At 40.0% G+C, this 13,608-nt stretch carries 10 protein-coding genes; 9 read left to right on the top strand and 1 reads right to left on the bottom strand.

Translation table 11 applies throughout. From position 1 onward, the window contains the following. Positions 1-585: 585 nt before the first annotated feature. The 4 genes from AM592_RS06500 to rfbD all read left to right on the top strand — a co-directional run bounded on the left by AM592_RS06500 (position 586) and on the right by rfbD (position 3,465). Complete coding sequence (locus AM592_RS06500; protein ID WP_053603034.1) at positions 586-1,065, top strand: DUF3995 domain-containing protein; 480 nt, start codon at positions 586-588, stop codon at positions 1,063-1,065. Between the two features lie 74 nt (positions 1,066-1,139). Then, a complete protein-coding gene (locus AM592_RS06495; protein ID WP_053603033.1) occupies positions 1,140-2,063 on the top strand; it encodes a ketopantoate reductase family protein in 924 nt (307 codons plus the stop codon). Between the two features lie 62 nt (positions 2,064-2,125). Beyond that, positions 2,126-2,356, top strand: coding sequence for a hypothetical protein (locus AM592_RS06490; protein ID WP_053603032.1), 231 nt, complete (start codon positions 2,126-2,128; stop codon positions 2,354-2,356). A gap of 227 nt (positions 2,357-2,583) precedes the next feature. Next, entirely contained in the window at positions 2,584-3,465 is an 882-nt protein-coding gene (gene rfbD / locus AM592_RS06485) for a dTDP-4-dehydrorhamnose reductase (RefSeq protein WP_053603031.1), read from the top strand. 23 nt (positions 3,466-3,488) lie between these two features. Here the strand turns inward: rfbD and AM592_RS06480 are convergent, their stop codons facing one another. Continuing rightward, positions 3,489-4,694 carry a nitrate/nitrite transporter gene (locus AM592_RS06480; protein ID WP_053603030.1) on the bottom strand — a complete coding sequence of 402 codons (1,206 nt, stop codon included), beginning with the start codon at positions 4,692-4,694 and terminating at the stop codon, positions 3,489-3,491. Between the two features lie 181 nt (positions 4,695-4,875). Between AM592_RS06480 and nirB (AM592_RS06475) the strand changes: the two genes are divergently transcribed. The 5 genes from nirB (AM592_RS06475) (at position 4,876) to AM592_RS06455 (ending at position 13,577) form a co-directional block, all read left to right on the top strand. Continuing rightward, positions 4,876-7,203: a nitrite reductase large subunit NirB gene (nirB, locus tag AM592_RS06475; RefSeq protein ID WP_053603029.1), complete on the top strand. Its 2,328-nt coding sequence runs from the start codon at positions 4,876-4,878 to the stop codon at positions 7,201-7,203. 26 nt (positions 7,204-7,229) lie between these two features. Beyond that, positions 7,230-9,365, top strand: coding sequence for an assimilatory nitrate reductase catalytic subunit NasC (gene nasC / locus AM592_RS06470; protein WP_053603028.1), 2,136 nt, complete (start codon positions 7,230-7,232; stop codon positions 9,363-9,365). A gap of 182 nt (positions 9,366-9,547) precedes the next feature. Continuing rightward, positions 9,548-11,962 carry a nitrite reductase large subunit NirB gene (gene nirB / locus AM592_RS06465; protein ID WP_053603027.1) on the top strand — a complete coding sequence of 805 codons (2,415 nt, stop codon included), beginning with the start codon at positions 9,548-9,550 and terminating at the stop codon, positions 11,960-11,962. Between the two features lie 26 nt (positions 11,963-11,988). Further along, entirely contained in the window at positions 11,989-12,309 is a 321-nt protein-coding gene (gene nirD, locus AM592_RS06460; RefSeq protein WP_053603026.1) for a nitrite reductase small subunit NirD, read from the top strand. Positions 12,310-13,073: 764 nt separating this feature from the next. Continuing rightward, positions 13,074-13,577 carry an SRPBCC family protein gene (locus AM592_RS06455; RefSeq protein WP_053603025.1) on the top strand — a complete coding sequence of 168 codons (504 nt, stop codon included), beginning with the start codon at positions 13,074-13,076 and terminating at the stop codon, positions 13,575-13,577. The last annotated feature ends 31 nt before the right edge of the window (positions 13,578-13,608 follow it).

Below are 13,608 nucleotides of genomic sequence, written 5' to 3'. Positions count from 1 at the left end.
TCAACTGCTGACAAGGGATTTAGTCAAAGATTACATAAGAAGATTTCTAAGATTATCGACGTTCCTTGGGAAATGGCGACAACAGAGGCTCTTCGTCATCCCGAAGTTAAAGGAACACGAACTTTTGTTCAGCCATACAAACAATGGTACTCCAAAAGGGTATATGAACTTTCAGCTTTTGAGCCGGAAATATATATTCGGTTAGTCAGAGTGATGAATCTTATCCGAAGCCCCCTCCATTTGTTTCATCCAAAAGTACTGTTCCCGATACTCACTAATCACCGGCATGAATGATTCTCCTGTTGTTAAAGTTCCTTAATCCTTCCTGACCAGGAAGGATTTTTTCTTGAATAATAGAGGGTTTTAATCATAAGATTTCAGAAAACACTTTAGATCTTCTTTCTCCTTTCCTTCATTACTGTAGGATAAATTTTTCTTAAAGGAGGAAATATTCCAAAAAATTCACAGAGTTAAACACACCAATTTAACTATAATAGTATTATGTAAACAAACTCATTTTCATAGCTTTGTCAAATTAGCTCTGTTATTATGAAAACTACTAAAACAGAAGTAAAGGATGCTGGCATGACGAAAAATAAAAATTGGCCAATTATTGCCGGAGCTATCTGGTCATTCGTTTTTGCAATAATGAGCTTTTACTGGGCACTTGGGGGAATGATCGGTGTAGAGTCGCTTGGAGGAAAAATCTATCAGCTTGCTCTTGAAAGAAACCCGCAATTTATTCTGCTGGTTTGGATCACGGGCTTCATCAAGGTGATAGGAGGAGTTTTCCTTTTGCTTATGCTAATGAATCGATTACCCGATTTTATTAAGAAATCATTGTACTGGATTTCGATTGTCGCAGGTATCTTTCTGTTTTTATATGGTGCTGCCAATTTCACGACCGTAGGTATGGCAAAATGGGGTTTACTCGAAATGGGACAACAAAGCCAAATTGGCGGTTTTATTTTTGGGAGCCCTTTTGGATGCTTGGTGGAATTCTTTATTTTATTGCAGGCAGGAGGGCAAGTAAAGAGTTTTCTGCTCGTTATTCATCCTAAATAATTTGAGCAGACCTCCGTCTAAATCTTGATGGTGTTACTAATTATTACATTCATTTTGAAAGGAGGTAAAAGTGAATGAGAATCTTAGTCGTAGGAGCAGGTGCAACTGGCGGATATCTGGGAGCGCGGTTAGCGGAAGCCGGAACTGACGTTACTTTTCTTGTGAGAGAGAAGAGAAAGAAACGCTTGAGCGAAACACAATTGAAGGTATCAAGTGTAAAAGGGGATGTGTCAATTGTCCCCAAAATGGTCGTTCGTGAAGAGCAGTCCCCCTTTGATGTAATTTTCATCACTTCCAAGGCTTATTCTTTGGACCAAGTTATTCATGATATTAAGCCATTTACATATTCTGAAACGTTGATTGTGCCTTTTTTAAACGGATTTGCCCATTATGAAAAACTATTTAAAACCTTTTCACAAGAACAAGTACTCGGTGGTCTTTGTTTCATCGAATCCACCTTAAATCACGAAGGCCATATTCTACATACCAGCCAGGCCCATAGATTTGTTTTTGGGGAATGGAATGGTAAGCGTACAAATCGAATAGAATCACTTGAGAAAGAGTTTGACGGTATAAATGCCGAAATTGTATCAAGTAATCAAATAATGAAGGAAGTTTGGCATAAATATTTGTTTATTGCAGCACTGTCCGGTATTACAACACTATTTAAACAGCCGATCGGACCGATTTTAAAGCTTGAAACCGGCAGGAACACGACGATCCAGGTTATACGTGAAATCGTGTCCGTAATGAGAGCCATTCAAGCACCGCTGTCTGAAAGCATTGAGTCCGATACGTTTAGCCAGATGCAAAACATGCACGAGGAAATGAAATCGTCCATGCTTCGAGATATGGAAAAGGGAAGCGTGATTGAAGATGATCATCTTCACGGATACTTGATCAAAAAAGGAGCTGAGCATGGCTTTAAAGTCCCAGTACTTGAAACCATTTATACGAATTTGAAGCTTTATTCGATGAACCATAATAATATTATGTAAACTAAAGATATGTTTTATTTTCCCGAGGAAAGGGAAAATTGTAATGAGTAAGGAGGATTTCAATGAATTATTCGAAAAGTCCGGGAATTGCAGCGGTATTAAGCTTTTTTTACACAGGTTTGGGCCAAATATATAATGGTCAAATTGCCAAAGGTATTTTATTTATCATTATCCATTGTATTAACATCGGGCTCATGTTTTTGCTTATTGGTTTTATCACGACACCTATTTTTTGGATATATGGTATGTATGACGCATATAAAACAGCTGAAAAATATAACAAGTCCATATAAAACGACTGAGCTTTTAATTGGTTGATCTCCACTTAGACTATCTAATGTAGCGTGGGTGCCAATTATACGGAAGAACCGATTTTGCAGAAATCGGTTTTTTACTGTTACAGGATGGGTTACTGGTGATTAATCTCCTTACTTTGTCATATCTCGTCTTTAAAAATAATAATCATGTGATAGCAGAAAAATAGGGGAGAGTTCAAAATGACTTTTAAGGATCACGTACGATGAAGTTTTTTATCACTGGTGCAAATGGACAGCTGGGCAATGAGTTAATAGAAACAATTAAAAAAGATAATAAACATTCAGTCATCGGATATGGGAAGCAGCAGCTCGATATAACTGACAGTAACCGATTAAAAGAAGTTCTTCAACTTGAAAAGCCTGACTGCATCATAAATGCTGCAGCTTTTACTAATATGGATCTCTGTGAAAAAGAACAAGAGCTGGCTATACTCAGTAACGGGCTTGGCCCTTACAATCTTGCTGCTGAAGCAAAAAAAAGAGGCATTAAGCTTTTCCATATTTCTTCCGGCTATGTGTACAGCGGTGAAAAGTTTCCTCCATATTTTGAGGAAGACCCGACAGATCCAAAAACAATTTTCGGCAAAAGTAAAAAACTAGGGGAAGAGCTTGCATTGCAGGAAAATAAAGAAATAACGATTATTCGGACGTCTTGGCTGTTTGGTCATTTCGGAGAAAATTTTGTCAAATCAACATACGACTTATCTCTTAGTTCAAAAGAAATTTTCACCATCAATGATCAATATGGCTGCCCAACCTATGCAAAGGATTTAGCGTTTGCGCTGCTTAAACTGCTGCAGCATCCTCCGGGAATCTATCACGTGGTCAATTCCGGCAGCTGTACCTGGTTTGAATTTGCAGAAGAAATCATCCGCATAATCGGAGCGGATACAAAAGTTATCCCTATTTCAAGCGAGCAATACGGATTCAAAACACGCCGGCCGAAGTATACATTATTAAGTTTAGAAAAGATCAGAAAAAAAGGGATCTTGATGAGACATTGGCGAGAAGCATTGCGGGATTATGCAAAACGTGAGTTTGATGATAGAGATAAACAAAATGAAAGGAAAAAAGCTAGTGTTTAAGTTAACACTAGCTTTTTGAAAGTTTAGACTTTTACGGACGCATTTTTTGAAGAAAACGTTTTTCTCCATGACACTTGCGCAATGAATAATACGAGTAATGCACCAATACCGATCAATGAGTAGACCATAAATCCTGATGCATACGTTCCGGAAATTTGCTTTAGCGTCCCAAGGATATTAGGGATGAAAAATCCTCCGACTCCTCCGGCTGCCCCTACAATACCAGTTATTACGCCGATTTCTTCTTGAAACCTTTGAGGGACAAGCTGAAAAACAGCTCCGTTCCCCATTCCGAGAAACAGCATACCTGCAAAAAGCAAAGTTATTACCGCAGGTAAAGGAGGAAGCAGGCTTACGCCAAACATGCATATTGCGACACCAATAAACAATACGAAAAGGAGACGCACACCGCCGATTTTATCAGCAATTAATCCGCCGACCGGCCGGAATAAGCTGCCTGCTATGACACAAAGTGTTACGAAATCACCAGCAGAAACTTTAGATAAATTGTATTGGTCGACAAAAAAGATACTTAAAAAACTAGTTAAACCAACAAAACCTCCGAATGTGACTCCATAAAGCAAGCAAAAATACCAAGTATCTTTAAATTTTAATACATCAAGATACGCAGTCAAAGGCTTTGCAGGCGGCTGGGAAGGGGCGTCTTTTGCAATTATCACATACGTAATAAAAACGATTAAAAGTGGTATAAGGGCTAGTCCCATGACACCATTCCATCCGATTTGCTCTGCAATACGCGGTCCAAAAAGTGTGGCGAATACGGTTCCGCTATTTCCTGCTCCTGCAATTCCCATCGCTAATCCTTGTAATTCAGGAGGATACCATCTGCTTGCCATTGGCAGGGCGGCAGAAAAACTTGCTCCTGCAACTCCTAATAAAATTCCAATGCAATAAAGTTCAGTTAATGTGTTACCGAATAACCATCCCCACAATAGCGGGATCATAGTAACGAGCATACCGCCAATCGCTGTTTTTTTAGGCCCTATCCGATCAGTTAACACTCCAACGATTAGACGAAAGAATGAACCAGATAGGATCGGTATAGCTACGATCAAGCCTTTTTGTGATGGCGAAAGTCCAAAATCATTCGTAATGTATACCCCAAGTGCACCAAGCATAACCCAAATCATAAAGCTGACATCAAAGTATAAAAAAGATGCAAGCAATGAGGGAGCGTGGCCGCTTTTTCTCAAACCTGATAATTTCATGAACAACTCTCCTTCTAAAAAAACAAATGTATTTGTTAGTTAGTTAGTTTACCTATCACGGAACTTTATGTCCTCTTCCTTGTCAGGAAATATGACACAGTTCACCTATTTTTCTTCATTCTGTGTCATAATCAAAGTTGTGGATGAGCTTCCATTTTTCAAAGGCAATGGAGGGATTCAATTGAATAAGCAAAGACTAATCGTAGTAGGAAACGGAATGGCAGCGGTGCAGTGCATTCAGGAAATCGTTGAATGCAATCCAAGCCATTTTGAGATTTTCGTATTTGGAAGTGAACCATACCCTGGCTATAATCGAATATTATTATCATCTGTACTCCAGGGAAGCAAGTCATTCGATGATATCTCTTTAAATTATCTGGAATGGTATGAAGAACACGGAATACAACTATTTACAGGTGAAACAGTTGTCAAAATAGACCCTGAGAGAAAACGAATCGTTACGAATAAAGAAAAACAATTCCTGTATGACAAACTAATTATAGCAACAGGCTCTGTTCCAAACAGAATCCCTATTCCGGGGAATGATAAAGAAGGCGTTTTGGCATTCAGGACGATTGAGGATTGCCAGAAAATGATTGAAATTTCACAAAGATACAAACATGCAGCAGTCATCGGTGGGGGCTTATTAGGGCTTGAAGCAGCGCGAGGATTGATGAACCTGGGCATGACTGTGAATGTTATTCATAAATCCGAATATTTAATGGAGCGGCAGCTTGACAAGCGGGCATCTAAAATGCTGCAAAATGAGTTGGAAAATCAGGGAATGAATTTTTTATTAAACAAAGAAACTAGTGAAATCATTGGTGAAAACCATGTAGAAGGATTGCGATTTAAAGACGGATCAGATATAGAAGCTGATTTAATCGTTATGGCAGCAGGTGTCAGGCCTAATGTTCAGTTAGCGGCTGAAAGCGGAATTCATGTAAATCGTGCAATCTTGGTGAATGATTACATGGAAACAAGCCAAAAAGATGTCTATGCCGTCGGTGAATGTACAGAGCATAAAGGGGTCGTTTACGGCCTTGTAAAACCGCTATATGAGCAGGGAAAAGTACTTGCCAAGCATGTTTGCGGTTTACCTGTGAAGGGATACCCAGGATCTGTTCTCTCTACTCATTTAAAAGTATCAGGGATTGATGTATTTTCTGCGGGCCTGCTTGATGAAAGTGAAACAGCAAAAGAAAGAGCCTATTATGACGAAATCGATGGTGTCTATAAAAAAATGATCTTTCAAGATAATAAGCTGGTAGGTGCCGTTTTATTTGGAGATACGAAAGATGGAATGAAATATTTGGATTTGATCGTGAAAAAGAAGGATCTATCAGATGAGGAAAAATCAATGCTATTTCAATCATCTGATGGCAGTGCGGTCGATACTTTGGAGAATTCAGATATTATTTGCAACTGCAATGCAGTTTCAAAGGGAATGATTATTGAGGCCGTTCTAAAAGAAGGTCTAGAAACAATTGAAGAAGTGAAAGCATGCACAAAGGCTTCAGGGTCGTGCGGAGGATGCCGGCCATTGGTGGGAGAGCTTCTATCTTATATTAAAAGCGATAATTTCAATGAAGAAATTGAGCATAATCCAATGTGTGCGTGCACCTCTTTAACAGAGGAAGAAGTGGTATTTGAAATGCAAATGAGGGGCGTTACAACTGTTCAAGAAGTTATGAATGAGCTTGGATGGGAAAATAACGAGGGCTGCTCATTATGCCGTCCAGCACTGAATTATTACTTGGGAATGATTCATCCAGATTTAAGTAAGGGCACATACACAAATGCAATTCTTCAAGAAAACGGGACCTATTCCATTACGCCGCAGCTTTACGGCGGCTTAACATCGGCGGAAGAGCTTCGGAAAATCGCGGATGTTGCCCAAAAATACAACATATCGAATATTGAGATCACGAGTGAACAACGAATCAATCTTGGCGGCATCAAAAAAGAGGATCTGCAAAGCATTTGCAGCGAACTGGATGTAGCGATTTCTTCTGCGAATGGACACATCATTCAGACTGTAAAGACAAGTGCCGGGGAAACGTCCTGCAAATGTGAAAAGCTGCATGCTCAGAATCTTGCAATCAAACTGGAAAGGCGCCTGAATTCCCTTACTACACCAAATCGTTTAAAAATCGCGGTCTCCTCCTGTCCCCTTGATTGTGCAAGCGCAATGATTGAGGATATCGGAATTATATACATTGACAGGGGATGGGAAATTTACGCGGGTGGCAGCAAAACCGAATTGAAGAAAGGCAAATTGCTTAGTGTTGCTTCAACCGAAGACGAAGCAATCGATTTGATAAGAGGAACAATCCAGTATTATCGTGAAACGGCAAATTATTTAGAGTCTGTATGGCAATGGCTTGATCGAGCCGGACTTATCCACATAAGAGAAGTGCTGTTTTCGAAAGAATTGCTTCACCAATTGCTGTCAAGACAGGGTGAAGATATAGCAAGACTTCGTAAGACAGAGAGAAGTTACTCGTAAAATTACTAATTAAAGGGTGACAATCCATGACTGAGATGTTATTAAAATACTTCCGCACGAAGCTTCAAGAGGTACAAAGGGAAAGAATCTATGATTCTCAATGTCCGTATTGCAGTATGCAATGCAAGATGCAGCTGATCGAACAAACCGGAATCTCTAGAAAGTCCTATGTAACAGTCGGAAAAGATAACCCGACATCAGAAGGCAGACTATGTATAAAAGGCATGAATGCGCATCAGCATGCGCTTCATCAGGAAAGAATCAAATATCCTTTGTTAAAAGTGGATGGTGAATTTGTCCGAATTTCATGGAAGCAAGCGCTGCAGCATATAAAAGAAAAATTCACTGCTATTCAAGCTGAAAGCGGCCATGATGCCATTTCTATATTCGGAAGCGCATCGATTACGAATGAAGAAGCCTATTTATTAGGGAAATTTGCCCGTGTCGGGTTAAAAACAAAATACATCGACTATAATGGCCGATTTTGCATGTCAGCAGCAGCTTCTGCAGCCGCTCAAACATTCGGAATGGACAGAGGCTTGACGAATAGTCTGCAGGAAATACCGAATGTTCGCTGTATCATCCTATCTGGCACAAATATCGCAGAGTGTCAGCCTACGATCATGCCTTACTTTGAGAAAGCGAAAGAAAATGGCGCTTATATCATTGCCATCGATCCGAGAGAAACGGCCACAACCAAAATAGCTGACCTGCATTTAAAAGTCAGACCGGGAATGGATGCAGCTTTAGCTAACGGGCTGTTAAAGGTGATTTTTGAAGAAAACTATGTAGATGAAGCATTTATTAAAGCACGATCTAAAGGATTTGACGAAGTGAAGGCACATATTTCGTCTTTAGATTGGGATGAAATTGTTGACATGAGCGGTGTACCGATTGAGCAGATTCGCAAAGCAGCAATTATGTTTGGCAAAGAAGAGAGCGGCATGATTTTTACTGCAAGGGGAGTGGAGCAGCAAACAAACGGCTCGATTACCGTTCGCAACTTCCTGAATATTCTCATCGCTACCGGCAAAATCGGCAAACCGAATTGCGGGTACGGGGCAATTACAGGTCAAGGTAATGGCCAGGGAGCTAGAGAGCATGGACAAAAAGCGGACCAGCTTCCAGGATACCGCTTGATTGAAAATGAAGAACACAGGGAGCATATCGCAAGAGTGTGGGGAATTAATAAAGAGGATCTCCCGAGAAAAGGTGTTTCCGCATACGAGATGATGGAAAAAGTCCACAACGGGGAAATCAAGGCGATGCTGCTAATGTGTTCGAATCCAGTTGTGTCAGCTCCTAACGCAAATTTTATTAAAGAAGCAATAGAAAAGCTATCTTTCTTTGTAGCTGTTGATCTATTTATTTCAGAAACGGCAAAGTTAGCCGATTTAATATTGCCTGCCTCCTCATATCTGGAGGATGAAGGGACGATGACCAATCTGGAAGGAAGAGTCACTTTACGGGAAGCGAGTATGCCTACTCCAGGAGAAGCAAAGCATGACTGGCAAATTATTTGTGATATTGCGCACGTACTTGGCAAAGGAGACTATTTTTCCTATTCGTCTGCTGAAGAGATCTTTAATGAACTAAGGGAAGCTTCGCGCGGCGGCATTGCTGATTATTATGGGATGACGTATGACCGTCTCAGAAAGGAAGGCGGGATTTTGTGGCCGTGTCCTGACACCGCCCATCCAGGGACGACGAGATTATTTGAAGAAGCATTTCCCCGCCCGGATGGAAAAGCGGAAATGGTTGCTGTCTCAAATCATCCAGAAGTTCCGAAAGAAATGCCAGATGAAAGATATCCGTTATATCTAACTTCAGGAAGAATCATGTCTCATTACCAAACTGGGGTACAAACAAGAAAAAGCTCGGCGCTCGCTGCAAGAAATTTTGAATCGTTTATGGAAATCCATCCGGAAACAGCAGCTAAATATCGGATTCAAGACAATATGTTAACAAAAATTGAGTCGGCAAAAGGAAGTATTATTGTCCGAAGCAAATGGTCAAATACGATTCGAAAAGATACCGTATTTGTGCCGTTTCATTGGTCTGATATACAAAATGTCAATCTACTAGTATCAGATCAGCTGGACCCAACTTGTAAAATGCCTGGATTTAAAGTATGCGCAGTAAAAGTAAGCCCCAAAGCCTAAGTAATTGACGATAGAGATGGTCATCAGTTTTTTTGCTAGATATGCTAACATAAAATTTCAATAAAGCGTCGAAACCTTGTTAGATAATATCCCTAAAAAATCAACATTTATGTCTTATTGTGATATATTTTACAAAAACCTAAGTTGCATACCAAGTAGACTTTCTAAAGGAGGCGCATCAATTGAGAAAGAAAAAGTTAGTTCTAGTTGGAAATGGCATGGCAGGTATTCGCGCAATTGAAGAGGTTTTAACAGGTTCAAAGGATGAGTTTGAGATTACGATATTTGGAAGTGAGAAGCATCCAAATTACAATAGAATTTTGTTATCGAAAGTTTTACAAGGAGATACGGACATAACTGACATCACATTAAACGACTGGGATTGGTACGAACAAAATCGTATTCAACTGTATACCGGTGAAACAGTGATCAAGGTTGATTCAGAGAAAAAAGAAGTACTTACGGATGCCGGAAGGACAGAAGCTTATGATGAGTTAATTCTTGCCACTGGATCGCTGCCTTTTATCCTGCCGATTCAAGGAGCGGATAAACAAGGGGTGACGGCCTTTCGAGACATTCAGGATACTGATGAAATGCTCGAAGCCTCCAAAACTTATAAAAAAGCTGCAGTGATTGGCGGCGGATTGTTAGGGCTGGAAGCGGCAAGAGGACTTTTAAATTTAGGCATGGAAGTCACCGTCATTCACAATTCTTCCTTTTTAATGAATCGCCAACTGGATGCAACGGCAGGAAGACTTTTACAAAGTGAATTAGAAAAACAAGGGATGAAATTCTTGATGGAAAAAGATACGAAAGCCGTTCTTGGAGGTGATCGGGCAGAAGGCCTATCATTTAAAGACGGCACTTCCATCCAAGCCGATTTAGTCGTTATGGCTGTAGGGATTCGTCCGAACTGTCATTTGGCAAAAGAAAGCGGCATTTCCACTAATCGCGGTGTGATTGTCAATGATTTCATGCAAACTGACCTTCCTAATATATATGCAGTTGGAGAATGTGTAGAGCATGACGGCAACACTTACGGACTCGTTGCACCTTTATATGAACAGGCGAAAGTTTTAGCAAATTTTATCTGCGGTAATGAAACAAAACCTTATCGCGGATCCGTTGTTTCAACGCAACTGAAGGTTTCTGGTGTTGAAGTATTTTCTGCTGGTGACTTTTTAGAAGGACAAGACAAAAAGGCGATAAAAATATTTGATGAACAAGACGGAATATATAAAAAAATTGTGCTAAAGGAAAATCAAATCGTCGGAGCAGTCCTTTTTGGCGACAGCAGCGAAGGCAGCCGGTTATTTTCTATGATTCAAAAACAGGCTGATATTTCGAATACAGAGAAGGTGTCGATTTTACAGCCTATTGGTGAAGAAGCCGGGGAAAGTTTGGTTGCCAGTATGACTGACGAAGAAATTGTGTGCGGCTGTAACGGTGTGTCAAAAGGAGCTATAGTCCAGGCCATTCAGCAGCAAGGCTGTTCTACAGTTAATGAAATAAAGGCTTGTACAAATGCATCTCGATCATGTGGCGGCTGTAAAGGGTTAGTTGCAGATGTTCTGCAGCACACAATGGGAGAAGATTTTGATGCTGCTTCACAAAAAGAAGCGATTTGTGGCTGTACGACTTTGTCGAGAGAAGAAGTTGTTGAACAGATAAAAGAAAAAGGCCTAACCCATGTTAGGGAAGTGATGAATGTTCTGGGTTGGAGTGAAGAGGAAGGCTGTTCTAAATGCCGTCCTGCCCTGAACTACTATTTAGGGATGGTCAATCCTACGAACTATGAGGATGAGAGAGAATCCCGTTTTGTTAATGAGAGAATGCATGCGAATATTCAAAAAGATGGAACCTATTCCGTCGTTCCGCGAATGTACGGCGGCGTAACCAATTCAAAAGATTTGCGCCGTATTGCCGATGTTGTGGAGAAATACGAAATCCCATTAGTAAAAGTAACAGGCGGACAGCGTCTGGATTTATTAGGGGTGAAAAAAGAAGACTTACCAAAAGTCTGGGAAGATTTAGATATGCCTTCAGGATTTGCTTACGGAAAATCACTGCGAACGGTAAAAACCTGTGTAGGCGAACAATTTTGCCGGTTTGGTACGCAAGACTCAATTTCACTCGGGATTTATTTAGAAAAAAAATTCGAAGGCTTGCAAACCCCGCATAAAGTGAAAATGGCTGTATCTGCTTGTCCAAGAAGCTGTGCAGAATCTGGATTTAAAGATATTGGCTTCATTGGAATAGACGGCGGCTGGGAACTTTACGTCGGAGGAAACGGCGGGACCCACGTGCGCGGAGGAGATTTGCTATACAAAGTCAAAACGGTAGAAGAAGTTCTTGAGGTAACAGGTGCTTATTTACAGTATTATCGTGAAACGGCAAATTATTTAGAGCGGACTTCCGCTTGGATTGAGCGGGTTGGCTTAGCCCACGTCCAATCTGTTTTAGACGATAAGGAAAAGCGCCGTGAATTGAATGTTCGGATGGACGAAGCGTTATCAGTATACAAAGATCCATGGAAACAGATTCTTAATGACGAAAAAACAATGAAAGAATTGTTTGAAAATGTAGTTATGTCCTAATTTGAATTAAGAAGGAGAATCGCTGCATGGTTAATGAAAGCATCACAAAATTATACGTTTGCACCTTGAGTGATCTGCCTGAGCGGCTGGGGAAAACCGTACGAGTGGGAACAAAAGAAGTAGCCGTATTCCGATTGTCAAATGGAAAAATCCGCGCGATCGAAAACCGATGTCCTCATAAAGGCGGAGTATTAAGTGAAGGAATTGTTAGCGGCAAATTTGTCTTTTGCCCCATGCACGATTGGAAAATTTGTGTCGATGACGGAAAAGTACAAGAGCCTGATCATGGATGTGTCAAAACGTATCATACTCTAGTCGAAAGTGAAGCGGTTTATCTTTTAATTTAGTATTAGAAGAGAAAAGATCAATCATATCCCCTGATTCGTTTATTAGAATCAGGGGATATTAATTTGTTTATAATAATATTCATAATTTATAATTAAGTTTTGAACAAAAATACCGGAGTTGAAGGGTTGATACAATCGTAATTGTCACTAAAACATATGGATATAAATGTAAATAAAACCTACCCGGAGAGTTTTTTTAAAAGTGAATGTACTGAGTCTTCTTTAGTATTGCCATTTTGTTTGGGTTTCAGCATTGTAATTCATTGTCCATTCATAAATACCCACCTCGTCACAGCTTTTTATTTTTTATATTCCTTTACAGGAATATTCCTATTAAGATATACTCTTTTCAAAGAAGAAAAACTAAAAGTGCACTTTGGTCCACCTATTGAGTCCAATCGATTATAGTTTTTTGAATTACTTCGCGACGGCCACTCACCGTGTGGGAAATTTCGTATCTGCTTCACACTCTAAAATTACAAGCATCCAAACATCTCTGTGTACTGTGGCAAGAATAGTAGAAATTTATTCGGAAGCAAATCGCTGCAATTAGTTTGCTATCGGAGTCCTTCATGTTTAAAACTCTTGGTTGGAAAAACACAGTGAAATGTGGGAAGAAAAAGTCGAAATCTTGTATCGTTATTTTCAGGAGTTGAAAATAAAAATAAGAATGAGAGAATGAAAACGTTTTCTACACTTCCTATATGTCACGATATCTGTCACATTTATGTCTGAAAAAATACTTAATTTTTGGAGGAGTTAGTATGTTTACAAAAATCGAAATCACACGTACATTCAATGCTACACGTGAGCTTGTGTTTAAAGCATTTACAGAATCAGAACATTTGCAGAACTGGTGGGGACCAAAAGGATGGACTTTTGATATTTCTAAGTTTGAGCCCCGTCAAGGCGGTGTCTTCCATTACAACCAAATATCGCCTGACGGTAGCGTAATGTGGGTCAAATTTGTTTATCATGATATCAATGCTCCAGAGAAACTCATTTATACCTCTTGCTTTTCTGATGAGAAAGGTAACATTGTACCTGCTCCTTTTGACGACAACTGGCCGCTGGAAATCCTGAATACTTTTACGTTCAGTGAGCATGAAGGAAAAACGACTCTTACAATGATTGGGACTCCTGTATCCCCGACTGAGGAGGAAATTAAAACCTTCGAGGAATCACAAGAGATGATTCAGAAGGGTTTTTCAGGCACATTCGATCAACTAGCCGATTATCTGTCAAAAGGTTTAAAACAAATAATATAAGTTCAGCTAAAATAGACACCGCTTGTCGGTG

This window comes from Bacillus gobiensis, assembly GCF_001278705.1.
GTDB classification, from domain to species: domain Bacteria; phylum Bacillota; class Bacilli; order Bacillales; family Bacillaceae; genus Bacillus; species Bacillus gobiensis.
This window is presented reverse-complemented; position numbering and strand designations above follow the sequence as displayed.